The following is a 25,232-nucleotide window of genomic DNA, read 5'->3' on the forward strand; positions in this document are numbered from 1 at the left end:
ATGTTTAATAATGCAATCGATAATCTTTTGATAAGTATATCTCGTCTTGTAATCGTAGATTCCGCGGGGGTTGCTATCGCCGAAATTGACTTGCGAGAAGGAGGGATACTCATTGGCGGCGGGAATATTGGTAAAACCTCAATCCTCAATGCAATAAGGTTATTTCTATTACCTGAAGAAAACTTCAAAGACTCAGCCAGAAAGTTTGGTTTTTCAGATAAAGAGGGTAAGTTTTACACTAACGATGAGAGCTTCGAGCATTATTTTCCAAGTAGTACGAGCTTTCTGATTTTGGAGTGTAATAACTACTTAGGCGGTCCCTTACCTCATTGTCAGATTCTCTATCGAGGAAACTCAGATAAACTGGATTACCGCAGAATGTTTACCGCTTTACGCTATGAACAAATTCGTCACCTATTTTGGGACCCAAGTGTTGGAGAGGATGGAATCGGTGGGCGAGTAGAAGATCTGAGTGTCAGCAAAATTCAATCCTTTCTCAAACGAGAGGATAAGCATTATAAGACTCTTATGCGCTCAGCAGCGATTAAAGAGGTGATTTATGCGAACCAGTTGTTAGACATTGATGCAATGCGCTATTGCCTATTCCCACTGAGTACGACGAATGATACTGATGTAGATGCCTTTCGAGCATTAGTTCGTTTGTTGTTTGATATGAAAACGGGCTCCGATACCGTCCGTTTAGCAGTCGCTAATATTATTGAGTCGCAGAAAAAAGAGCGTAAAGATGAGCTTAACTTTGATATTGATGCCTTCATTGGGCATAACGAGTCACTGGCACGTAGAGAAGAGCTGCTCAAAAGCATAGAAAGTTTAAGGCCTGATTTTGAAGTCCTTTCAGATAGCCACCAAGAACTAACGAAAAATAGAAATGCTGACGATGAGTTAATGCAGTACGCCATGATGACGCAAAATCGTATTGGTAAAGAAAGTAAAGAACTTGCTTTGGAAGAAGCTCAGTTGAGCCTGATGGAAGGTAAAGTGCGTTCAGCTAACAAAAATTGTGGCGATATAACCAATGAACAGAAAAGTTTAGAAGGCGAGGGAAAGGTTCTACTTCGTCAGCAGGCAAAGTTAGATGGTTTAGTGAATAAAACTCAGCTAGTAGTGAATCAATACGATGAGTCAGAATCCCTCGAAATGATTGTATCAGGTCATAGAGAGCACTTAGCTAGCAAAGAAAAAGAGCTGGAACTTAAACAGAGTGCTGAGCAGCGACAGATTGAACTACAAGATCTTAATCAAGAGATAACAAAGTTTGAAGTGATGGAACGTAGCTACCAAGCTTCAGTGAGTAAGCAGGAATTTAAGCTATTTAAGCAGTTATCAGAATCTACCTGGTTAAAACTCGCTGCAATGAATTCTGTTGTAGCAGAGGCAAACCCAGAGCGTGAACTGACCTCTTCAGAGCGACAAGCAATAGAATCTTTTGCTGAGTTAGTAGAAATTGATGAGCATGGTTATGACCTATTCGGTGTAAAGCTGGAAGCGACTTCTGTAGATAATCGAGAATCAGATCAAATCAGGCTAGATAAAGTCCGATTAGAGCTTGATAAAAATCGAAGACGTGCAGCAGAAATTAGTGCGATGGATAATGAAAGCCGATTTGAGCGAATTAAAGCCATCACAGCGCTTGAAACTGAAATTAAGCGAACTAAGGTGGAAATCGAATTGCTACTGGCTTTTAGCAACAACGCACAGCAGCTTCATAGTGTAAATGAAGAACTTGAGCAAATAGAAAACAAAGCACAGAACTTTAAACGTCAACTTGAAAGTCAGAAATTAGTATTAGCTCAAGATAAGAAAGCATTTGAAATGCAAAAGACTAAAGTAGGCCAGATGAATTCAGACCTAGCGAAACTAGGTAGCTATCAAATTCGAGTTAAGGCAGAGCTTGAAGCTCACACTTTACCGACCACTGATTTCTCAGTTTTACCCGATAATGAATTAGAGCTCAATCAAGAAAACTTGATAGCTCGTATTAAAAGTGTACAAAATAAACGACAAGCTAAAATTGATATTGTCGAAAGAGTCCAAAGCTTTGTACGAACTCAAGTGCTTGAGAACGATGATAAACTAATGAGTTCTCACATAGACGACGAGTTGCTAGAGCATGCATTCCAACAGCTCAAGTCTCGCTATCAAGGGTTGGATGAAGAGTTTGATATTCTACGGAAAAACTTTGTTGAGCATAAACATTCCGTTCACGCCATTATTAATGAGTTAAAGAACAATCGAGAAATGGTCCTACAGTTTGAACAGAGTATTAATCGCGCTTTTGAGGGGGTGACGATTAATGATCTAGCGGAAGTCGAGGCAAAGATTAAGGTCGAAGCAAGATTTAGTGATTTAGTGGGTGAAATAGAGCACTTAGATACCCATTCGGATCAAAAAGCTTCGAATCAATTTATTGAACGTCTTAAAGCCTTTAGTAAGAAATTTTTCCCGGATGGAAAGGCAGCTTTATTAACGATGGAGCAGATAGTATCTGGTATTGCTTATCGAGTGAAAAAGCAGGGACAAACAGGTTGGGAGAGCAAATCACAATCCACTTCGACCCTTATGCTCATCAACATCAAACTTGTTGAGATTCTACTTGGAAGGTTGAGAAATAGCGCTTGTACGACTCAGTTTCCTTTGATTATTGATGAAGGTGCTTCTGTTGATAGCTCTCAGTTTGATTGGCTGTTGCCTAATATGAAGAAAGCTGGTTTTAGGGTATTGAGCGCTTCTACTAATTCAGCGTCCAGCGAAATAATTTTTAAATTCGGGCAGCACTTCCGGTTAGACGCTATGCGAACTGCAACGCCTTACAGTTCGGCACGGACCATTGCATTTACTGGTATGCCCGATAGTTTTGTTACCCAAGGTAGTGTATTGGATAGAGAGCAGCTTGATATGTTTGGAGATGCTGATGAGTGAGCAACGGCTTCTAACGATTCCGACTTTTTCCATCATGCTTGAGCATCACACAATCATGCGTGACATCATCCGAGAAATGGATGAAACGAGTGAGCCTTATATACGTGAAGCGACGTTTATTGCTCGGTTACATCGTTATATTCAAGGACAAAGTAGAGATAAACAGAAACAGTTACGGACAGCTTTTTCGACCGAGAACTTACTTGCTTCGCATATTTTGGTTGATAAAGATGAATTTGGTGGTGAAAGCCGGCTAATCTTTGAACGTTCCGTTATTGGTGTATTTAGGCTATTTGATCGCAGTCTGTTTCAAGACTTAACCGACGTGGCATTAAAAATCCAACTCGGCGGGATACGTTTGCTACTGACCAAACTTCAAGCAAGTACATTACTTTTTTGCGATGAGAACCTGGATTTTAAAGAGCTGATAGACCAGCTCTTTCACAGCCTAAGTGAACTGCTAAATAGTATCCGTTTGAACTTAGTTAAAATGCAGATGATTAACCAAGAGCTGAGTGAAGCTAGTGAACTAGCAGCAAAATCAGATAGCCCACAAGTCTTCTCTGTGTTGCAGCGAGAATCCATTGAAAAGATATCGCTTCTTTTATCACGGCATATTTTACCGACTCGGCAGTTTCTTGATGAAAAAAGCCGCCTGAAAGATGGCCCCAACTTATTTGAGTGCTTGCAAAGCTTGCGCAGTCTGTTTGAACACCATCAAGATCATCAACGTTCTACTGCGATGCTAAGGTACGAAGTAAGCTTTAACAGTTTTCACAAACAGATCAGCAAAGTGTCTCAATCGGTAGACCAGTTTTTGGCCCGATCCAAGAAGCGTCTTCAACAGTTTAATGCCATTGAAACGGCATTTGGTGATTTAGTCAAAGAGCTAGATGCAACAAAGCACAACCTAAAGCGCAGCCAGATTGATGGACAATTTGCCCGTGATAACGGGGCATTTATGGGCTTAATGCAGCAAGCAAGACCCAAAGTGCTTCGAATCAGTAGTTCAGAAGCCTACCTCAACAACGTAGTGAGTGATATAGATGCGCGAGTCGCGGATAAAGGTCTGCTAGAGCAGAGCCACTATGTGGAGTTAGTTAGTATTAAAGATGATTCTACTGAGCGAAGGCTCGCTCGCGCAGAGCAGATCTTTGAATTGGTGAAACAGATGAAAATGACGGAATATCAAAACCTTACACTTTCACTGCATCGGCGCCTAAAAGATCAACTGGTTGACTATCATTTTGTTGATCTGTTGGAAGGGCTCAATTTCCTATTACGCAGTGACGTGATGCTTGATGGACACATACTTAAAATGACTAATTTCCGCCAACGTATCGCCCAAAGCGACACTATTTATCTATACCGTAAAATTCGAACAGAGCGAGTACCTCAACAATGACTCCATTTTCTCAAATCAACATGATTAAAAGCCAACAGATATACGCTACCTTCGTCAGTGGTAAAGTGATCACCAAGCAGGGCTATGACCTTTACCAGCAAAGTTTTATAGAAAGCGTTCTCTATACTGAGCTTTACAATAACCTTGACCACTTTACGCAGCTTTATCTGCATATTGGCTTCACTCTTAATTTCAATGTAGAAGGGGAGTTTTTCTATATCAGCCGTAGTGAAGCAGAAGAAGACGCAGACACTAATGCCACCAAAATTCAGGCAATGTTATTAATTATTGCCCGTTACTGGGTGGATAAAGGTTTTGACCTAGACGATCTAACCACGCCGGTTCTTGGGCTCGGGCGTACTGCACTAGAAGAGATTGCAGAGCAAACCATCTATGACGATATTCGACAGGCGCTTGGAATCGAAACTTGGGAAAAGGCCATAAATTATCTTGCAGATCGAAACTTTCTCTACCCTTGCGGTGATAAACATTACGTTCTAAGTTCAGCTGGAATGCACTTTTTGAACTTACATGTTGAGAAATACTCAGAAGATCAGTAAGAGTGTCAATTCGAAGCTTGAGTGGTTTTATTTCTAATCATCTACCAGGCGTTTGTGAATCCATTCCTTATGAACAAGTAAAAAAGCCCACCTGCCGTGGGCTTTTGGTGTCCGTAAGTTTATGTTTTAAAGGTTCTTAATTGATTGTTAGTCCCAACATATCCCATAATATGTTGTAAACCCCAAGGTTTGTGATTTGCATATCTATCATATAATTAGAATTTTGGGCTTCTTAAATTTCTTGCTTGTAACGCTCCTAGACTGCGTCCTTTAATGATCCAAAGTGCAATAGCCACTTAAAATCCATTCGGGTTGTCAATAACGTATAGCCAGCCTCCATCTATATACTTCATCACTTCGAGAGCGGTGCCTTTGGGGCCTTCAACTATCTCCCAATCAGACCTTATGAGAGCCGTGTCGCCGTTAATATGGATAGACACATCATGGGTGAGCATTTCGACGTCGCCTTGAAGGTAACTTTTCAATATAGGCTTAATAGCCTTTGGTCCTCTAGCAAGGTTACCTTGATTATCTAGGACGAATATGGCGTCTTGATGGAACAGAGTGCCTAGTCCGTCGATGTCTTGTTTTGAAAAGTATTCCGCGAAAAGTTGATGCAGTTCTGTTGGCGACTGCGGTTTTTTGTAATCTGTTGATGCGTAAGAATAGAAAGTTATTAAGTTTAAAACGACGAATAGAAGTATCTTCATGGAACCACCTGCTTGTTTGTGTTTTGGGTTGAAGCCATAATAGATAGGGTGGTTACTAAAAGAAATTAGCTACCTAAAAGTAACTAATTACCTTGAGGTAACTATGCAATTGTTACTATGGATAATCTAAGAGGTGGATATGAGTGAACAGGGTAAGCAACCTGAAGGTTACTGCAGCGCTGATAAATATTTGACACTGATTTCGACTAAGTGGACTGCTCACATTGTTTGGTTGCTAGGTCAGAGTAGCGAGATACGTTTTGGACAGATTCAAAAGCAGTTGGCTTTAGTGTCGAGTAAAGTACTTAGTGAGCGGCTGAAGTTGCTTAGCAAAGAAGGTTTCATTTGGCGTAGGCAAGAAGAAACCGTTCCAGTGACGGTATATTACGGTCTGACTAAAAAAGGAAAAGAGCTGGCGGATATTGTTGATATTATCGTGAAAAAATCGGATAGCTGGAATTAGTCTAACGTAATGGTTGTAAAGCTATTCTGATATTCAACGTCATTACTATGGTGGATTTTTCTGTGTGCATGGTTTAGGCGGTTCTTTTCGATATTGAGTGACAAACGAAGTCATAGCTTAAATATCGAATACGTTTAATAGGTTATTTTATAATTAGATTTAGTCAAAAAAACATGTGGGGCTAAATAATGAAAATAATACCAGTGCATATGTTGGATAATACATGTCGGTCTTGGTATTTGTATTTCGTATGTTTTATTTTGGATTTATATTAGGATGAATCATAGTGTTGAAATATCACACTCGAAGCTGAAGCGTGCAATAGAGTGTGATTGTCAGATTTCAACCGAGTATTATTGAGTCAAATCAGCAACAAATGTTTGCTTGTAACTGGCAGTAGTTTGCAGCTCTTTTTTGATCCATTGGTTGAACAAGCTAAAGTCAGAATGTAATTGCCAGAAAAGGGATGCAATAACTCGCTTACCAAAAAAATCAGGGTGGTCTGTAACTACTTTAAGTTTACTATTTTCTACACTTCCCTCTATGAGAAACCCCGGTAAAAAAGCGATGCCTTTTTGAGCCTTACATAGATCGATGATGGTTCCTAAGTCATCCAGTCGCCATAAGTTATACGATGCTATGTTTGACAAGTTAAGCAGCTCTTCACAACCATCCATTAATAGAACTCGTTGTGATGGTGCTTGAGACTTAAAGGTTACCAGGTCTTCATGAGCCACCCACCAACAGTTGACGTGAAACAACTCCTCTATGTTGAAGTCGTAATTTGTCTTGTGATAGGGGTTACCTAAGGCTAAATCTATCTTCCCTTCATTTATATAGTTACCTAACACGAAACTTGGTTTAGTTACGACAAGTAAATCAACGTTAGGGAATGCTTCTGAAAACGCTAATAGTGTTTTCTTTACATTATTATTAAACACTAATGGGTCTATGCCTACCCGGTAGACTATTTGGTCAGATATATTCATTTGCTGTGCGATCGTGACTAGATCACGATATTTCGATACCACAGGTAAAGATAACTGGAATAATCGTTTTCCTTTTTCTGTTAGCCAAACTTTAGAGTGTTCCCTATTAAATACATTGAAACCTAAATCGGACTCAAGATTTTGAACAGCCGTGCTAACGGTTGATTGTGACTTGCCAAGCTTGCGAGCAGCAGAGCTAAATGAACCTTCCTCAACTACCGCTATGAACGAAATGATATTTTCGAAATGTAGTTTCATGATTCGACTAACCTTTTGACACAAATAAATTATATTTTTTATGGTTTGTTGATTTGAAGAACAATAGCGTGATGATAATTGTATTTCAACAAGTTTTATAAGGAGTAATAAAACTGGGTAAATTAATTCTTAGATTGGTTCCAAAGCTTATATAAAGTTTAGATAAGTTAAAATATTGACCGATGTCTTACTTTTTTAAGTTTATAAATTTTATTTAATATTGTCTTGTAAGGCTGGTTTTATATGTAACTCATTGTTAATTATAGTTTTGTTTTTGATTCCTTTGTTTTTATTGTGTTTATTTTGATCATTTTTCGTCCGGCCTATTGATTAAGTCGATAGGGGTTATTTTCCATAGATTGGTAGCGCTAATTATAATGGCGACGAATTTTCAACAGCCCTTATAGGAACACATAATGATTACTAAGCTATACGTCAAAACAAGCATGTTTTTATCACAATTCAAGAACGATGAGCGCGGTGTAACTGCGATTGAATATGGTCTAATCGGTGTTGCGATGGCTGTATTAGTCAGTGTGGCCGTGGGTAGTGGTGGCTTCATCACGGAGTTAGGAAAAGCGTTTGATACGATTGCTACAACGATAGCGACTGCTGGTACCGCCCCTAAGCCATAGTTCTCTATGTAAAAATATCAAAATGTATTTGTGCCAGACCTATGTTTTCATTGGTCTGGCATGTATTAATTGGTAATACCAATTAATACATGCTTACGCTAATCCATATAAATCTAGGTGATATTTCTAATTTTGAGTTTTGACGTGTATTTACTGATTTTGGTAATCGTGTGTGTCTATGTATCGGCTACCGATTTTCTCTATCGAAAGATACAAAATCACACCTTGTTGATATTGCTCTTTTTACAATGTTTTTTGTCACCGTTAGACATTCAAATTATGAGCTTTCTGCTGGTGTTAGGGGGAGGGTTGATTGTTTACGCCCTGATTTGGATTGGAGCCGGTGATATTAAATATGCCGCAGTTCTATCACTTACCATACCTCTCAACGATTTGCTTTGGGCGTTTGTTATGACAGCGTTTGCTGGCGGTTTTTTAGCCGTTATTTATCTTGTAAAGAACAAGCTGATAAGTAAAAAGCTAACAAGAAAAACGTCGAACGACCAACAAGGTATTCCATATGGGATAGCAATTAGCGTTGGATTCTACTTGGTAATTTTAACTCAAAACACGCCACATATTTAACCCTCCAAGAATGAGAACATTATGAGATCTCGACTGGTATTACTTGTTGCCATTGCTGCCCTAATAGTTGGCGCGCTAGGCGTTGTCGATTTGTTCAAGGGTGAACCTCAATCGACAACGACCGCTGAAGTGGTGGAAGAAAAAAACGAAGAACATGTTGCCGTTTGGATGACCACTGAACCTTATGAAAAAGGACGTGCGATCGATGCGCAAGGTGTCGTAAAACAACAACTCCCTCTTAGTGAAGCATTAACGCTTGGTGTCAGAGAAGACGCACAAATCAGCTTTTCACCCTCCATTTTGCTCAATCGCAGCCTTAACGCAGGTGAAGTTGTACTGCCTGAATATCAAGTGACGCCCGGCCAGCCGGGGTACATAGATCTTTTGGTCACGGAAGGCATGACGTTATACCCACTTAAAGTCAGTGACAAAAACCTAATCAACGATTACATCCGTCCTGGAACGTCCATCGATATCCTCACTGTGAGTTCTCCAAACGATAACTTAGCCGGAATTATCGATAAGCCGAAGCGCTTTAGAGGTGTGAAGGCGTCGATGTTTCTTAAAAACGTCAAAGTACTCAACATTGGAAATGATGCAACTGGCGATAGCTCAATTACCGCTCGCGCTCCGAGTAAAGAGGATGGACTGACTACGGTGGTCATCGAAGTTAGCCCCGACGAGTTACCAAAACTTGCATTAGCGCAACGAACAATGCACATCGAAATTTACCGAAGCCAAACCTACACGCAACCTGAGTATGCAGAGGTGCGCAATATTATCGATAACTATACCGGGATTGCTGAGTTACGTGGTAACGAGAACAACCCGAGAGAGGCTTTGTGATGATGATTCACCATCGAATCAAGCAAGTACTGTTTGCTTCCATTCTAGTGCCGCTGATTGGCTTACTTTCTATAACAAACGCTTTTGCCGCTGATCGCTCCATCACGCTCAACGATGGTCAGCACATCCAGTTAAAAAGTCCGATTGGCCAAGTGTTTATTAATAACCCTGACATCGTCGACTACAAAATAATCAACGACAACACGATAGTTGTGTTCGCCAATGCTATTGGGCAATCGCGACTGATCGTCTATGGCATTGATGGTGATGTTCTGCTTTCCGATCGCATTATTGTTGATTTGGATTTAACGGATATCAGACGTCAACTCAAATTCCATTTCCCTGATGCCAAAGTCAAGGTTCAGTCTGTAGGAGAGCAAGTCGCCGTGAGTGGTCTTGTTGATTCCGAAGCGACTCGCGACGACATCTATCGTTTGGTTGCCACTCTGCTTGGACGAGAAAAAACAGAGAAATGGGACAAAACGGTGAAGCTGGAGTTTAAGTCCGACAACTCAAATTATGAAGAGCCCGAAAGCATGGTGTTTGCCCGCAATATGACGTGGGAAGGGATCATCGAACGAATTGAAGTTGCAACGACCCAGCAGGTTAACGTCAAAATATCTGTGGCCCAGGTAACGGAGTCGTTTGGACAAACCGTTGGTGTTGATTGGAGTTCAGTCGGTTCAAGCGTCGGCGAATTTGTTTTCGACCAATTCGATGCAGCAAACCTGAGTACGTTAATCACGGCATTAGGTAACGACCAGATTGCTGAAGTTCTGGCTGAACCTAACTTAACCGTGTTGTCCGGTGAGTCTGCAAGTTTCCTTGTCGGCGGCGAAGTGCCCGTTATCGTTACTACCAGTAACAACGTAAACATTTCCTTCAAAGAGTTCGGCATCAAACTCGATCTCACCGCGAAAGTACTTAGCCAAGACAGAATCCGCATGCAATTAGCGCCAGAAGTCAGCGAAGTTGAAGGTTATATAGAAACGGCTGGCATCAAAGTCCCGCAACTGGCTTCACGACGTGCGATGACAACCGTAGAGTTAGCCGATGGCGACAGCTTCGTCCTTGGTGGCTTGATGAGCAGTGCTGATTTGGAAAAAATGCAAAAAATCCCTTTTGTTGGCGACATACCAGTACTCGGTGCCGCCTTCCGCAAAGCAACCACAGAAAGAAAACGAACTGAACTGATCATCGTTGCTACCGTGAATCTTGTTGAACCGATGAAACCGAAAGACATTCAACTGCCTTACATCAAGAAGACTTCTACATTGGCGCGCTGGCTAAACATTAAGTGGGATGGCAAGTCGGTAACGTCTTCCGATGCAACGATTCGTCTGTTGTCGCAAGGAGGGTTTATCCAATGAAGAAATTACTATTAATGGCGTTATTTACCACGTCACTTTTAGGCTGCGCCTCTGAGCAATATTTTGTTGGTCATGGTGCTGAAGCCTTGGTGTACAAAGAGCATCACAGCTTTGAGTTTGCGATGAAAAACCGCGCTGAAACCACCAAGCAGATTACCGCTTTGATTCAAGATATCGAATCAACGGACAAAGAAGCCACTTATGTCGTGGATTACAAATCAACCCGCAGCAAAGCGATGTTGCAAAAGATCTTCGATCAATATCCATCACATGTCATCGCGCCACAAAGAGTCTCGTATCGAAGCGCTCCGTTGTTACCGAGCGACTTAAAGATTCAAGTGACCTTAACGCGTTTGAAGACTCAACAATGCGCGCCAGCACAGATTCACGTTCGGTTGAGGCAGCCAGACTGCTTTGGTGAATCGATGCGCTTGAAGCAAGTGGCTTACAAGTCTCGATTGGTAGGAGAGCAATAATGTTTGACCTGACTAAAGCATTAACAACAAAGGCCAAGCCAGTGCAAACCGGAACGACAGGGGTTGCCGGATGTACTTTGTTCTATCAATCTCAAGAGTGTTTGGACCTTGTTCAAGAAGTTTTTCGATTTGAAGGGTGGAATGATCCTGCATGCGTTAAAGCCAAAGCGGGTTTGACCAAACTGACAGAGCAACAGAGTAGCCATATCGTTATTCTGGAACTTAATGATTCGACCAATGTGGTTGAAGACGCTAAAGCCTTTGCCAGCAAACTACCCACACACAAAGGGGTGGTTGTGATTGGTAAAGAGGATGCCATTTCTACGCTTCGTTCTCTTAAAGACATGGGTTTTTACTACGTGTTCTGGCCGGTGAATAAGCAGGAATTTGCTGACTTCTTGAATCACGTTAGCAAGAACCTGAAGACTTTCTCTGGTGTGAGCCAAAAACGCAAAGCGAAGCGCGTGGCGATTGTCGGTTCAAAAGGTGGCGTTGGCGCATCGTTTATCACAACTGAGTTGAGCTCACTGTTATCGACACAAGGTTCGGACACGATTCTCGTCGATCATCAATATGCCGATACCAACATTGATGTTTTGCTCGGCCTAAAAGATTTTAAGCCGCGAACCATTGACGAGTTCACTGCGCCATTACATGAAATGGATGAAGAAGGGGCGTTGAGTTACCTAATCAACGCTCGCAAGAATCTACGTCTGTTGGCGATTGATGGCGACATGAGCCAAAGCGATGTTCTTAATTACAACCAGACCTTGTGCGAGTTGTTAGCGCGCAACACAAATTTCATTATCGAAGACTTTTCTGGTGGTGTGGATTTCAAAGTTGAACCTCAACTCTTGGTAGAAAACTTTGATGTGGTTGTGCTGGTGTTAGACGCATCTGTGTCTTCAGTAAGAAGTGCAAAACGACTGTTTGAAAAAGTGTCCAACTTACAGCTCTCGTTATCGTCGCGCACTCGTGTGATTACTGTGGTGAACTACCATCGCCCGGAAAATGCCTACGTTTTACAAAAGCCTGATCTTATTAAGTATCTAGGCGCAGAAGTTGATCTCGAAGTCGACTACTGCAAAGCGTTGGCGCACATCATTATCGATGGAAAACGCGGGCATAAGCATGATCGTCACATTAGCCGTTCTATGGAACAGTTGGTGAAGCTGATTAATGGTCAACCTATGGATCAGAAGGGCATGAACTCTTGGTTGAAAAAGGTGCGTGCTAAATGAGTTCTAACAAAGACTTATACCTCGCGTTTCGTGGCCAGATATTTGAAGCCCTAGATGCGGAAGCGGTTCAGAAAATGAGCCGCAGAGACCTTGAATCGCAGATACAAGCAGCGGTTGATTTGCTAGCAAATAGCTACCAAAGACCGATCACCTCGATGATGAAGTCCGGGTTAGTGAAAAGCCTAATCGACGAGCTGTTTGGCTTAGGGCCTTTACAGCCTTTGGTCGAAGATCAGTCTATTTCCGACATCATGGTGAACGGGCCCAACAACATCTTTTTCGAACGACACGGCAAGGTGAAAAAGTCCGAAGTATCGTTTGTGAATGAAGAACAGTTGTTGGCCATTGCTAAGCGCATTGCGTCACGTGTCGGAAGACGTGTCGATGAACTTTCGCCGACGGTCGACGCCAGGTTAGAAGACGGCAGCCGTGTGAACATCGTAATTCCTCCCATTTCGTTGGATGGCACATCGATCTCGATTCGTAAGTTCAGAGAGCAGAACATCGGTTTCGAAGATTTGATTGGCTTTGGGTCGATGTCTCCAGACATGGCGCGAGTGCTGATGATCGCTTCTCGTTGCCGCATCAATGTGTTGATTTCTGGCGGTACAGGCTCAGGTAAAACCACGTTGCTCAACGCATTGTCTCAATACATTGCCGAAGATGAACGCATCGTTACGATTGAAGATGCGGCCGAACTGCGTCTACAACAACCCAACTTGGTTCGACTCGAAACGCGAACCCCAAGTGTTGAGCAAACCGGAGCGGTAACGCAGCGTGAATTGGTTATTAACGCGCTTCGTATGCGTCCAGACCGCATAATTCTTGGCGAGTGTCGTGGTTCTGAAGCGTTTGAAATGCTGCAAGCTATGAATACCGGGCACGATGGGTCGATGTCTACGTTGCACGCCAACACCCCGCGAGATGCGATTGCTCGTGTTGAGTCGATGGTGATGATGGCGAACCTAAATCAGCCTCTTGATGCGATCAGAAGAACGATCGTGAGTGCCGTTCAAATGATTGTTCAGGTTAACAGGTTGCGTGATGGGTCTCGTAAGATCACAAGCATCTCGGAAATCGTTGGCCTAGAAGGCGACAGCGTGGTGATGGAAGAGATTTATCGTTTTCGTTATGACGATGCCCATTATGGAGAAACCGTAAAAGGCGAATTCGTCACCGACGGCATTATGCAACGATCTGAGCTTGTGAAAAAAGCGCAATTCTTCGGGCTCTATGAAGAGCTGAAAGCATCGTTTAAGGGGGCTTAGCATGCTTTGGCTTTCGTTAATCCTCTTTGCGTTTGTGCTGCTTTTGATCCGAGATTCAAAGGTAAAAAAGGTTAATCAGTTTTTCAATATTGAAGAAGTAGAAGCTGAAAACTTCAATGCTATTAACGTCAAGTCTTTGGTTCGTAAACAAAACTGGCAAAAGTTCAAAGAGTCCATATCACCCACGTTAATGGTGTTAGGCCCGCGTTCTTCTCTGTACATCGCGCTCTATATTACGGGCAGCATCATCGCATCTTGGTACATCGTTGTTGAATTGCTATCAATCACCAATACGTGGTTAGTGCTGGGCTCATCTATGGTATTCACACTTTGCGGTTATCGGTTCCTAGTGACAAGAAGACGTCGCGAATTTGAGAATACGTTCCCAGATGCGCTGAATATTCTAATGAGTGCGGTCACTGCGGGTGACAGCTTAATGCAAGCGATCAGTTATGTAGGCGATGTGATGCACAACCCGATAGGCCGCGAATTTAAGCTAATGGGCGACCGACTTAAGTTGGGTGAGTCACCAGAAGTGGTGCTTCAGCGATCGTGCAAAAACTACCCCTACCCAGAGTTTCTATTCTTTACCGTGACTATCAGGGCGAATATTGCTCGAGGTGGGCAACTTAAGAGCGTGATGGCGCGGCTGATTAGAGTGCTAGTGGACTCTCGAACGCTAGAGAAAAAGAAAATGGCGATGACTTCGGAAGCTCGAATTTCCGCCAAAATAGTTGCGGCTATTCCTCTGATTTTTATGCTTATTCTCAACTACGTTAATCCCGATAATGTGGAGTTTGTTCTCTACGATCCAGAAGGAAGGCTTGTATTGTTTTACGTGCTTGGTAGTGAACTGTTCGGTCTATTTCTTGTTTGGTTGTTAGTGAGAGGAGTTCGCGCATGATGTTATTGGCTTCCCTTATTGTGTTGTTTTTTTCGCTACTCTTTTTGATTATCGATTCTATTCGTAAAGAGCAGCGACATAAGAAGGTTGCGCTCTATATCGGGGATAATTCGGCTCGTGCGCCGTCACGCGTAAATCGCTTTTTTGTTCGTTTCGGTAAAGAACATCGCCATGAACTCGAGCAAAAAATGATAGAGGCGGGTTATTACAACACGGATTGGGCAAAATTCTATTTTCCGGCCAAGTTGTTGGTATTGGCGTTGGTTTCTGGGTTGGTGCTGTTGGGGGATATGACGTCAACCAACAAACTGCTTGTGGTTATTTTCTCGCTGATTGGCGTCATTGTTGTCCCAGATACAATGCTTCAAATGCGCCGCAAGATGTTGATCAGTCGAACCTCAGCTCAATTGCCGTATTTGCTCGACATGATGTCGGTATGTGTTCAAACCGGTATGACGATTGAAGCGGCGCTGGTTTATTTGGGGAAAGAGCTGGCTGAATTTGATTCAGACCTCTGTTACCAAATTAAGCGCACATCCGATTCTGCGAAAATACACGGTTTAGAAAAGGCGCTCAATGATCTGAGTGAGCGTATCCCGACGCCACCAGTACGAAGTTTTGTACTGACCATCATTCAAAACCTGCAATACGGCACATCCGTGGCGAGTGTGTTAAGTGACCTCGCGGAAGACATGCGAAAAGTCCAAATTCTTACGGTCGAGGAAAAGGTAGGTAAGCTCTCTGCGAAGATGAGTGTCCCATTGATCCTCTTCATCATGTTCCCGATCGTTATCTTGATTCTCGCGCCGAGCATCATGCAAATGACATTGAATATATAGGGAGACGACGAATGATTGGAAAACGTTTTTGTCTCATTTTGTTGTCGATGAGTGTGTTAGCGGGCTGTCAATCGGCCCCTTCAGCACAAGACTTGCAGCTTGCTGACGTCACTAGCATGGAAAAAGTGAAGAACTATGATGGCTTGATTAGTTATTACAAATCCGAGCTAGAGCAGGGCTCCGAAAACCCAGAGGTAAAAGAGAAACTGGCGTGGGCATATTTTCACAAAGGGGATATCGAATCGGCAGATTTCTATGTCCAACATTTGCAAAAAGAGGGGTTTGAAAATCCCAACTTGTACCAGTTAGAAGGACAAGTGTTTGATGCAAAAAATGACGTTGAAAGTGCCATTGCTGCTTATATGGCGTCAGTAGATGCGGGGAATGCTACGGGGCAAATTCACGTCTTACTCGGTGTGTCATACACCAAAGTTGGAAGATTCAACGAAGCGTATCAAGAACTGAATCGAGCACGTTTACGCGGTTATGACGATGTCGTGGTTAAGAACAACATTGCGATGATTCAAATGGCTAATGGCGAGTACCAACAGGCGATCGAAACGTTAGCTCCGGTTTTAAAAGAAGACCCGGCGAATAAGATAGTAAAAGCGAACCTAGCTATCGCACTAATGAAAACTCAGCAAATCGACTCAGCCAAAAAGTTACTCAAAGGTGACTTTTCAGCGGAAGAGATTCAGAGCATCGCCGCTGAATTAACTCAACTAGGAGTTAATGATGAAGCTTCTTAATAGGCAGAAGGGCGTGACTGCGATTGAGTTTGTGCTGGGTGCGCTTGTTCTGTTTTTCGCCACCTTCGCGATCTTCGAATCGAGCTATCAAATCTACGTCGTGAATATGACCGAGTATTCGCTGAGAGAAACCATCAGGAATACCAAAATATATGAAGGCAAAGGGGTCAACGAGCAGTACGAAACTAAGTTCAAATCGTTAATCGAAGATGATGACAATCTATGGAGTTTCTTAATTGATAGCTCACGGTTCTCTATCGCAGGTCAGTACTTCAAAACCTATGACGATTTCATCGCGAATAGGGGGCATTCTGATCAAGGCTTGAACTTCAACTACGACTTAGCCGAAATCACGGTGACCTACCGCTACACGCCAGTGATTCAACTGACTGGCGCTGCTGACAGGGACATTTCAAGCACCATGGTTTTGAACTTAGAACACGAGGGGTGGAAAGATGATGCTCCGTAAGCAACGTGTGCTTTCTAAAAGGCGCCAGCAAGGTTCGTATACCATTGAGTTAGTTTTCATTCTTGTGGCCTTGTGGGGCGTTTATTTGTTTGGAGCAGACTTGAGCTATCAATTACTCGCGCGCGCCAAGCTTGATCGATCCAGCTTTGCCTTAGTCAATGTTATCAAAGAGCGTACTCGCTATTTTGAAGCCGATGTATTGGCAGGACAAAACCTACCTGTAACTAATTCAGAGTTAGAAGACATGACTAAAGTGGCAAGTCGAATGCTCAATACACCAGTCGATAATGTAGCGATCAAGATAGAGTCATTGACCAATAAAGTTAATGTCGCTGAATTCTCAACCAGCAAGTACAGAAGCTTAAATTGCCAAACCGATTCGATTATCGAGCATGCAGATTTAGCGCCGGTAGAAAAGGGCGTTGTGTATCCACTGTACAGAATCAGTCTTTGTGAGGAGCAAAGTTCTTGGTTCAAGCCCTTCTTCAACAGTGGCACCAGTACCACGGTTCAGATTGGCTCTTCTTCAATCATGCCTGGGAGATAAGGAAATGAAAATGCAGCACGATCGCCATATCAATCGCCAGCATCTCAGTCTCCAAAGACAGCAAGGGGTTGCCGCGGTTTGGATGGGCTTATTGCTTGTTCCAATCATGGGCATGACTTTTTGGGCGGTTGAGGGTACACGTTATGTACAAGAGACCAGCCGACTCAGAGATTCAGCAGAGGCTGCGGCGATAGCGGTAACCATTGAAGACCTACCGGATCAGGCTCGTGGGCTCGCGACCAAGTATGTCGAAAATTATGTTCGGGACATCAAATCAACCAATTTATCAGCAGACCGGTTCCACCAAGCGGAAGATGAGGGCGCTGGGGTTCTTGAATACATCCAATACACCGTGAATGCCAAGACGACGCACGACTCTTGGTTTGCGAGTAGCTTTATCCCTTCGTTTGATCAGCAGCAAGACTTAGCGGGACGTTCGTTAGCGAGAAAGTACCCGGTTTACCTTGGTGATAACAACATCGATATTGTTTTTGTGTCGGACTTTTCCGGTTCAATGAACGACAGGTGGGGTTCAAGTCGACACATAAAAATCGACGATCTAAAGACAGCCATCGACGCAATATCCAGCAAAATTCTTTGCACATCGATTAAACAGGACTATGTCGATGGTGAGTGGAAATACGTTTGTGATGAGCCTGGAGAAGATACAACCGGAGACAAGTTGCTTAACCGAGTTGGCTTTGTGCCTTTTAACGTTCGAACGAGGGAGATCGTTTCGGGAAATCAAGCTCGGGCGACAAGCCAGTTGAGCTACAAAGATAACTATAAAACGAACGTATCACCTTATTCCTACAACGATGTTAACTGGGATTACTGGCGCACCTATTCACAAAATGACGTGATTAGATGTGCTGACCGGCAGTCACGTTGCTCATATCCAAAATCGGAGAATCAAAAGTACGCCAAACGTATTAAGGATGTGATTTATCAAGATAACTACTTGGTTGCAGACGTATACAACTATGTAGATTTATCGACATCAGTGTCGACGATGTTTACTGATAAGTCGGGGTTACAGCCTGATTTTTATAGTGTGAGTGGAACAAATTTATTTAACGCGCATGGTTCTTCCAATTCATCGCAGTTTTCGAATATTCGTCTATCGAACAAGCTCTCAGATTTGGACCCGATTAACTCTATGTGGGCAGACGGTGGCACTGCGGCTTTTCAAGGTATTTTGAGAGGTTCTCAAGTTCTTCATGACGGAGACCCGAACAGTTCCGATCAAGAAGAGCAGCAAATCTACAACAAGAAAATCAAGATGCTGCTGATCTTAAGCGATGGGCAGGAGAGTCCGAATAACGGCATCCTCAAAGGGTTAGTCGATAGAGGCATGTGTGACAAAGCAAGAGAGGAAATACCGGGCTTATACATAGGTGTTATTGGTATCGATTTTCGAGCTTCTCAACAAAGTGGTTTTCAAGACTGCGTTGTCAACCCAAATGAAGACATCATCGACGTATCTAACTTAGATGAATTGATTGAAAAGATAGAAGAACTCATCCGTAAAGGCTCAAAAACAAGCGGAATAACTAAGTTGTACTAGAGGAAAATATGAAAAAGTTAATGATCGGTTCAATCGTCATATCGACATTGCAATTTAGCCTTATCGCCAATGCGGAAGAAGGCATCAGTGTTTATTGCGATACTGCGTTCAGTGAGTATCAACACAGTGTCACGGTTGATGATGTCGTTGGCATTGCACAGCACAGACAGGGCTTTTTACAAATAGAGCAGCCGTCTGACAGCAGTGAGCTAAAACAAGCGTTAGCAGGTCAATCCAATCTAGGTATGAACCAGTCAGGATGTAAGACTTGGATCAGTAACCAAGAGCGTCACGGGTTGTTGGCACGACTTCATTTTGGTTTTGACCAACACAACTTATCGCCGATGGGCAGCAAAGCACTGAGCCAACTTGCAGGCGAGTTAAAGACTAACGGCAGCGCGATTACGGTAGATGGACACACTGACAGCACCGGCGCAGAAGGTTATAACCAAGCATTGGGGCTTCAAAGAGCACTGACGACATCGGATGGTTTAATCGCGGATGGTGTAGAGAAGAATCGCCTTGTTATACGCTCATTTGGTGAAAGTAAACCTATCGCGTCTAACGCAACGCCAGAGGGTAGAGCCAAGAATCGACGCTCAGAAATCTGGGCCTCTACGAACGATGCCACTGAATTAGAAAATTAAGATGTAGGGTTTGGTTGTTGCTTGGTTCTGCTTAGTGCTTGGTTGTTGCTTAGTACTAGGTAATAACCGCCCTAGATTGTCGCTCTTGGGATTTTTGTTACAACGTAGACTAATGAATATTCGATTAAGTTTAACCGTCTGATACTAAAGAAATATTAATGCTTTTTGATAAGTTCTCTTCTGAAGGGATGCAAAAAAATATCGATGTCGATACTTGGGTATCTATATTGGATAACATACGAGACATAATGGACGCATCGAATGCGGGCATCATCATGATCTCTGATTTGAGTTGCTCTGGTTCTGAGAGTGTGTGGAGCTCCTCAAACATATCGTGTAACCAACATAAGAGCAAAATTAGCCTCTTTTGTGAGTATGTGCATAACGAAAATCGCACGGTCTATTTGAGTGGCCATGCTGGTGGTGATTCCGTTTCTGCGAATGGGGCGGATGCTTATAAGTCGTTTTGTGGCGTCCCGGTAAGAGATATCGATGGCGAAGTGTTTGCGGTGCTCTTGGTTTTTGATTTAAGCCCAACAGCGTATACCGAGAGCCAAGTTAGCTTGATTGAAAATATATCGACTCTATTGCGTTCTGAAATTCTATTAAAAGAAGAGAGCCGGATTTTATACAAGAATAGTCACTTTGATATTATGACGACGCTGCTTAATCGAAGGGGCTTTTTCCACGAATTCAATAAAGCAAACATCAGCGATGGTGAGATCGTTTGTTTGTATTTCGACTTGGATAATTTGAAGTATATCAATGATACCTATGGCCACTTCAAAGGTGATGACTATATCTCTGGCTTTGCGTCATGCATAAAAAACAATGCAAAGTACAACATCATATCGGCTAGGGTCGGTGGTGATGAGTTCATTGTCGTCATACACTCAGAAGAGGCTGGTTATGCTTCTGAGTTGCTCAATAACATTCACGCTGAATTCGATGATTTCATTGACGGCTTTCGTTGCGATGATGAGGTGCCACTCGGTTTTTCATATGGTTGTGGTACGGCGGATTCCCGAAGTTTCAACATCATAAATCTAATAAAGTCTTCCGATGAAAACATGTACCTCAATAAGAAAAACAAGATTTAGATGTTCGTGACAGGCGTAAAAAAGCCCACTAGTGTGGGCTTAGATGTAGATGTAGATGTAGATGTAGATGTAGTAGTCTTCTCAACTAAGCTCGAATGATCATTTGCTCGCGCTCAGGACCTACCGATACCATCACAATTGGTACACCCATCAACTCTTCGATACGCGTAACGTAATCTTGTGCCGCTTGAGGAAGGCTCTCAAACGTGCGGCAACCCGTGATATCTTCGTCCCAACCTGCCATATCTTCATATACAGGTTTTAGCTCAGCCGTTTGTGGCCAAATCGGGTTCTCAGTGTGCTCACCAGAGTAAGCAGTACAGATCTTAAGTTCAGACAAACCAGATAGGCAGTCAATCTTAGTCAGTGCGATTTCAGTCGCGGCTTGTAGGTCAACGCCGTTGCGAGTAGCTACAGCATCAAAGTAACCCATATCACGTGGGCGACCCGTCGTTGCACCATATTCGTTAGAGCTTTCGCGGAAGCTGCCTTGCTCTTCCATTGCTGTAACTAACGTGCCAGTACCCACAGATGAACTGAACGATTTAGCAACGGCAATAACACGCTCAGGGCGAAGAGCGGGTAAACCGCTACCAATGCCTGCATAAGCTGCGGTTACGTTCGAAGACGTTGTCCAAGGGTATTCACCGTAAACAAGGTCGCGACCTGCACCTAATTGAGCTTCAAACAATAGGTTCGCGTCTTGTGATTGCAGTGCTTTTAGCGGCTCAGTTACGTTACAAATGAACGGGCGCCAAGCTTTAGTCACTTCAAGTAGCCACTCTGTCATTTCAGAAGCAGTCTGAGTTAAATCACATTGAGGGTATAGAGCCTTCAGTTGAGGCATCTTCCAATCAAGTAAAAATTGAATGCGTTGCTCTAAAATCTCAGGTTGATTCAACCAACCCACAAGAATGCCTTTCTTCATCACACGATCGCCGTACGCTGGTGCAATACCTTGACGTGTTGAACCGTAAGCGCCATCGCCTAAACGCTCTTCTTCAAGCGTATCTTCAAGGGCGTGTAAGGGGAGGCACAGTGTCGCACGATCTGAGATCGCCATTTTCACTTTGATGCCAGCCTCTTGAACTTCTGCAATCTCTTGAGTTAGCGCAGCAGGGCTGATCACCATGCCTGGGCCAAGAACTGCCGTACAATCAGGATTAAAAATACCACTAGGTAGTTGGTGCAGTTTGAATGTACCGAAGTCGTTTACTACGGTATGGCCTGCATTGTTTCCGCCTTGAAAACGAATGCTAGCAGAAGCTTGGTCTGCTAAAAAATCGACGATGCGGCCTTTGCCTTCATCACCCCAGTTTGCGCCCACAACAACGATAGATGGCATAATTTTTCTCCTAACTGATTGAGAAATCATGTTAGGCCTACAAAGTGGATAAGAGAAATTAATTATCTTTATTATCTTGATAAGGATTTCATATATCCTTAAAGTCTTAAGCTACAAGCGAGATTCCCTATCACGCTCGTTCCTCACTGCGGGGAATGACGATGGAGCATTATTTACTTTTAGGGAATGATGTAAGTGACACGAGAGAGAGGACATGATGCTCGATATTAATTTGTTGAAGACGTTTGTGACGCTAGCGGAATATAAGCATTTTGGGAAAGCGGCCAATGCACTGCACATGACACAACCCAATGTGAGTTTGCACCTAAAACAACTGGAAAAACAAACACGCATTAAGTTGATAGAGCGAAGTCCGTTTCAACTGACTCAAGCAGGCGAAAGGCTATTAGAAACGAGCCAAAGAACGCTACTCGAACTTCAGATTTGTCAGGCCGATCTCAACGCCATTAACGATCTAAAAATAGGGACGTTAACTATTGCCGTAAGTGACATTATTTCCCGATTCTTGTTGATTCGTCCTTTCCAAAAGTTCAAAGCGCAGTACCCGGGTATCGATCTCACGTTGCTGAATACCACGTCATCTCAGGCATCGAGTTTAGTTAAGAACGCTCAGGCGGATCTTGGGTTTGTTATAGCTAAAGAACAGCACAACGAGTCATTATATTTCACTAAGCTACAAGAGCTTTCTTGGTGTGCGCTTGGCGATGGGTTTGATTCTCAAGGGTCAGATAGAAAGATAAAACATCAGGTTAAAGGCTCAGAAGATGATTCTGAACTCACCTTAATTCTACTAGGCCATGATACGAGAACGCGTGACTTCATTGATGAAGGTTTGCCAAGTCTTAATCTACCTAATTATAGGGTGATGGAAGTAGGGAGTGTCGACGCTCAAATCGACTGGGCGGAAGCCGGCTTTGGTGTGGCGATTGTCCCTGAGTTCGCGGTATCAACCAAACATCATCTGAATTCAACTGTGACACCATTGACCAACTTCTCGAGCACCAGCCTTGGTTATATTGTTAGGCAGAACCAAGTGTTGTCGAAAGCGACTAAGCAGTTGTTAGGGTGGGTGAATGATGAGATTACCCTGTTACAAAACAAATAACTTCTTCTGATCTTAGTAGCCCACCTCGTGTGGGCTTTTTTGTGTCTGCAAAGCGCAGCTGTTTCACCACCTAATAGGCTGTCGAGCTAATTAGATCTCCCTATAAATTATTACTTTCCCAAATCAGAGCCTTAAAATTCATCGTTGACAATGTTTGATAATCAAACTAAATTTCATTTATTGGTTTGATAGTCAAACTACTTGTGAGTCAAAACACTTTTTTGACCAAAATTAATCAGTAACGACTCCTAACATTGAACACACGAGCTAAGGACGCCATTTTGAGTTTTCCAACACGTCACCAACACAACTTTTCTTCACATAACAGCCAAGGTGAAAAGCGTACTTTCTACGTTCTCTTGTTAACTATCATCACCATGGTTGTCGAGATCGTTGCGGGTACTATTTACGGCTCTATGGCGTTACTTGCCGATGGTTGGCACATGGGGACGCACGCTGCAGCGTTTGGTATCACCTTATTTGCATACCGTTATGCGAAGAAGCATGCCGAGAGCGAACGTTTCTCTTTCGGTACTGGCAAAGTTAGTGTGCTAGGGGGCTACACCAGCGCGATTGCATTGGGTATTGTGGCATTATTAATGCTGGTGGAATCAGTGCATCGTTTATTTAACCCACAAGCGATTCAGTTTAATGAAGCGATCATCGTTGCTTGTATTGGTTTAACCGTGAATGTAGTGAGTATGTTTTTACTCGGCGATCACCATCATGATCACGGACACGAGCATGGCCATGATCATAGTAAGAACCATGGCCATTCGCACGGTCATTCACATAGTCATGATCACGACAGCGACCATGGTCATAAACATGTTGAGCATCACGGACACCATCATGATCACAACCTACGCGCAGCCTACATGCATGTGTTGGCGGATACTTTGACATCTCTGCTTGCGATTGTTGCGCTGCTATTTGGTAAGTTTTACGGTTGGAACTGGTTAGATGCAGCAATGGGCATGGTGGGTGCTGTCGTGATTGCCAAATGGACAATGAACCTAATGAAGCAGACAAGTCCAATCTTGCTCGATCAGAATATTGATGATGAGTACCGTAACGGAATCACTGAAGCTTTAGCTCCTTACGCAGCCGTAACCGACTTACACATGTGGAAGGTGAGTGGGCATCACTATTCAGCAGCGATTACTCTTGAATCAAACAGTGATAAAACCGTCTCTGAATATAAACAAATGCTCGCCAAGTTTGATAAGATTAATCATCTTACTCTTGAAGTGCATTCAAACGACCATGCGAAATATAGAACAGCTTAACCAAATACTGACTGAGTTCTACGATAAAATGTCTTCGTGGGAGCAGTCTGTTGTCAAAGAGACAGGTTATTCCCTTGCTCAAGTTCACACCATTGAAGTGCTTGGTATGCATGGCGCGTTAAGAATGAAAGAGCTCGCTGAAAAGCTTGGTATCACCACGGGTACGCTTACCGTTCAAATCGAAAAGTTGGTTAAAGCTGAATTGATTGAGCGCCATGAACACCCAACAGATCGTCGTGCGATTGTGGTTGCTTTGACGGATGAAGGGCAGAAGATACACGTTCACCACAACCAGCTTCACTTGAATTTGGTTAGTGGACTAACACAAGACATCGAAGAAGATGAGAAAGCGGTGTTATTGAAGTGCCTAACCAAGATGGTAAAAGCGTTTTAGTCAGCCTTGAATTCGCACCTAACTCTTTAGCTGCAAAGCGATTGACTAGAAAATCAAAAGATGGACCTGACTCGAATTGAGTAGGTCCATTTTTTTCTCCGTTTACGCTCTACTGTACAATCATCAATAGACGGATTCACTGTTTAAAAACCAAGTCAAAACCTCCAATATTGCGCTTCGCTCGTGCTCTTCTGGAGAGCCAAAAAAATGTCATCATAAATAATGCGTCCAAATGTGCGTCAAAGTCTTTTAATTCAATGTCTTGTATGCCGTGGTGTTCAGGCTGTTTATGCTCCGTCAAATAGCTGTCTCTCACTTTTATCATTCAACTAATGTACATGTATTCAATTTGTGTTATTGATGCTTTTATCTTTAGTGAAAAGATTCATTCTCTGTTTGAATACCATTGAGAATGTCACTGCTGGTGGGCTGAACAGTCGCTAGATTTAGTGCTCATTACTGATACAAAAACCATAACCATAACAATAACCAGGTCGCACGAGTTGTATT

Annotated in this window: 25 protein-coding genes; 22 read left to right on the top strand and 3 right to left on the bottom strand. The window is 43.0% G+C overall.

Going from position 1 to position 25,232, the window contains the following annotated elements; all coding sequences use genetic code 11:
• From NX845_RS02335 to NX845_RS02345, 3 genes are read left to right on the top strand one after another with little or no spacing between them, the layout of a single operon-like run.
• A complete protein-coding gene (locus tag NX845_RS02335; RefSeq protein WP_102444655.1) occupies positions 1–2,940 on the top strand; it encodes a hypothetical protein in 2,940 nt (979 codons plus the stop codon).
• Complete coding sequence (locus NX845_RS02340) at positions 2,933–4,345, top strand: hypothetical protein (protein ID WP_017078032.1); 1,413 nt, start codon at positions 2,933–2,935, stop codon at positions 4,343–4,345. Before NX845_RS02335 ends, NX845_RS02340 begins: the two co-directional genes overlap by 8 nt.
• Positions 4,342–4,905 (top strand): condensin complex protein MksE, encoded by a 564-nt coding sequence (locus NX845_RS02345; RefSeq protein WP_017078033.1) that lies wholly within the window; start codon positions 4,342–4,344, stop codon positions 4,903–4,905. The genes NX845_RS02340 and NX845_RS02345 overlap by 4 nt, the downstream gene beginning before the upstream one ends.
• Positions 4,906–5,201: 296 nt before the next feature.
• Here the strand turns inward: NX845_RS02345 and NX845_RS02350 are convergent, their stop codons facing one another.
• Entirely contained in the window at positions 5,202–5,615 is a 414-nt protein-coding gene (locus NX845_RS02350) for a DUF4440 domain-containing protein (RefSeq protein ID WP_108190000.1), read from the bottom strand.
• 139 nt (positions 5,616–5,754) lie between these two features.
• Between NX845_RS02350 and NX845_RS02355 the strand changes: the two genes are divergently transcribed.
• Entirely contained in the window at positions 5,755–6,078 is a 324-nt protein-coding gene (locus NX845_RS02355) for a helix-turn-helix domain-containing protein (RefSeq protein WP_004733958.1), read from the top strand.
• 353 nt (positions 6,079–6,431) lie between these two features.
• On the opposite strand, the gene NX845_RS02360 is transcribed toward NX845_RS02355, so the two are convergent.
• A complete protein-coding gene (locus NX845_RS02360) occupies positions 6,432–7,325 on the bottom strand; it encodes a LysR family transcriptional regulator (RefSeq protein WP_004733957.1) in 894 nt (297 codons plus the stop codon).
• A 416-nt stretch (positions 7,326–7,741) separates the two neighbouring features.
• Between NX845_RS02360 and NX845_RS02365 the strand changes: the two genes are divergently transcribed.
• The 15 genes from NX845_RS02365 (at position 7,742) to NX845_RS02435 (ending at position 20,568) form a co-directional block, all read left to right on the top strand.
• A complete protein-coding gene (locus NX845_RS02365) occupies positions 7,742–7,960 on the top strand; it encodes a Flp family type IVb pilin (protein ID WP_104214425.1) in 219 nt (72 codons plus the stop codon).
• Positions 7,961–8,104: 144 nt separating this feature from the next.
• On the top strand, positions 8,105–8,545 hold the full coding sequence (locus NX845_RS02370) for a prepilin peptidase (RefSeq protein ID WP_260256484.1): 441 nt from the start codon (positions 8,105–8,107) through the stop codon (positions 8,543–8,545).
• A gap of 21 nt (positions 8,546–8,566) precedes the next feature.
• Positions 8,567–9,391 carry a Flp pilus assembly protein CpaB gene (cpaB, locus tag NX845_RS02375; RefSeq protein ID WP_061024856.1) on the top strand — a complete coding sequence of 275 codons (825 nt, stop codon included), beginning with the start codon at positions 8,567–8,569 and terminating at the stop codon, positions 9,389–9,391.
• A complete protein-coding gene (locus NX845_RS02380) occupies positions 9,391–10,761 on the top strand; it encodes a type II and III secretion system protein family protein (RefSeq protein ID WP_102557991.1) in 1,371 nt (456 codons plus the stop codon). The genes cpaB and NX845_RS02380 overlap by 1 nt, the downstream gene beginning before the upstream one ends.
• Entirely contained in the window at positions 10,758–11,237 is a 480-nt protein-coding gene (locus NX845_RS02385; RefSeq protein WP_260256485.1) for a hypothetical protein, read from the top strand. The genes NX845_RS02380 and NX845_RS02385 overlap by 4 nt, the downstream gene beginning before the upstream one ends.
• Entirely contained in the window at positions 11,237–12,478 is a 1,242-nt protein-coding gene (locus tag NX845_RS02390; protein WP_260256486.1) for a chromosome partitioning protein ParA, read from the top strand. The genes NX845_RS02385 and NX845_RS02390 overlap by 1 nt, the downstream gene beginning before the upstream one ends.
• Positions 12,475–13,746, top strand: a complete 1,272-nt coding sequence (locus tag NX845_RS02395) for a CpaF family protein (RefSeq protein WP_260256487.1) — start codon at positions 12,475–12,477, stop codon at positions 13,744–13,746. The genes NX845_RS02390 and NX845_RS02395 overlap by 4 nt, the downstream gene beginning before the upstream one ends.
• Before the next feature lies 1 nt (position 13,747).
• On the top strand, positions 13,748–14,650 hold the full coding sequence (locus NX845_RS02400; RefSeq protein WP_260256488.1) for a type II secretion system F family protein: 903 nt from the start codon (positions 13,748–13,750) through the stop codon (positions 14,648–14,650).
• Positions 14,647–15,489, top strand: a complete 843-nt coding sequence (locus NX845_RS02405; protein ID WP_004733948.1) for a type II secretion system F family protein — start codon at positions 14,647–14,649, stop codon at positions 15,487–15,489. The genes NX845_RS02400 and NX845_RS02405 overlap by 4 nt, the downstream gene beginning before the upstream one ends.
• A gap of 11 nt (positions 15,490–15,500) precedes the next feature.
• A complete protein-coding gene (locus NX845_RS02410) occupies positions 15,501–16,238 on the top strand; it encodes a lipopolysaccharide assembly protein LapB (protein WP_260256489.1) in 738 nt (245 codons plus the stop codon).
• The gene (locus NX845_RS02415; protein ID WP_260256542.1) at positions 16,225–16,707 is read left to right on the top strand and encodes a TadE/TadG family type IV pilus assembly protein; all 483 of its coding nucleotides are present in this window, start codon (positions 16,225–16,227) and stop codon (positions 16,705–16,707) included. The genes NX845_RS02410 and NX845_RS02415 overlap by 14 nt, the downstream gene beginning before the upstream one ends.
• Positions 16,697–17,254 (top strand): tight adherence pilus pseudopilin TadF, encoded by a 558-nt coding sequence (gene tadF, locus NX845_RS02420; RefSeq protein WP_108117470.1) that lies wholly within the window; start codon positions 16,697–16,699, stop codon positions 17,252–17,254. Before NX845_RS02415 ends, tadF begins: the two co-directional genes overlap by 11 nt.
• A 10-nt stretch (positions 17,255–17,264) precedes the next feature.
• Positions 17,265–18,821, top strand: coding sequence for a TadE/TadG family type IV pilus assembly protein (locus tag NX845_RS02425; protein ID WP_260256543.1), 1,557 nt, complete (start codon positions 17,265–17,267; stop codon positions 18,819–18,821).
• Positions 18,822–18,829: 8 nt separating this feature from the next.
• Positions 18,830–19,468, top strand: a complete 639-nt coding sequence (locus NX845_RS02430; RefSeq protein WP_260256490.1) for an OmpA family protein — start codon at positions 18,830–18,832, stop codon at positions 19,466–19,468.
• 158 nt (positions 19,469–19,626) lie between these two features.
• On the top strand, positions 19,627–20,568 hold the full coding sequence (locus tag NX845_RS02435) for a sensor domain-containing diguanylate cyclase (RefSeq protein WP_260256491.1): 942 nt from the start codon (positions 19,627–19,629) through the stop codon (positions 20,566–20,568).
• An 85-nt stretch (positions 20,569–20,653) separates the two neighbouring features.
• On the opposite strand, the gene NX845_RS02440 is transcribed toward NX845_RS02435, so the two are convergent.
• Positions 20,654–21,913, bottom strand: coding sequence for an adenylosuccinate synthase (locus NX845_RS02440; protein ID WP_260256492.1), 1,260 nt, complete (start codon positions 21,911–21,913; stop codon positions 20,654–20,656).
• Positions 21,914–22,127: 214 nt separating this feature from the next.
• Here NX845_RS02440 and NX845_RS02445 point away from each other — a divergent pair, with 214 nt between their 5' ends.
• The 3 genes from NX845_RS02445 (at position 22,128) to NX845_RS02455 (ending at position 24,722) form a co-directional block, all read left to right on the top strand.
• On the top strand, positions 22,128–23,039 hold the full coding sequence (locus tag NX845_RS02445) for a LysR family transcriptional regulator (RefSeq protein ID WP_260256493.1): 912 nt from the start codon (positions 22,128–22,130) through the stop codon (positions 23,037–23,039).
• 281 nt (positions 23,040–23,320) lie between these two features.
• Complete coding sequence (gene dmeF / locus NX845_RS02450; protein ID WP_017087819.1) at positions 23,321–24,328, top strand: CDF family Co(II)/Ni(II) efflux transporter DmeF; 1,008 nt, start codon at positions 23,321–23,323, stop codon at positions 24,326–24,328.
• A complete protein-coding gene (locus NX845_RS02455; RefSeq protein WP_004733937.1) occupies positions 24,306–24,722 on the top strand; it encodes a MarR family winged helix-turn-helix transcriptional regulator in 417 nt (138 codons plus the stop codon). Before dmeF ends, NX845_RS02455 begins: the two co-directional genes overlap by 23 nt.
• Positions 24,723–25,232: the final 510 nt, after the last annotated feature.

The organism is Vibrio sp. NC2 (assembly GCF_025195005.1).
GTDB lineage: Bacteria > Pseudomonadota > Gammaproteobacteria > Enterobacterales > Vibrionaceae > Vibrio > Vibrio splendidus.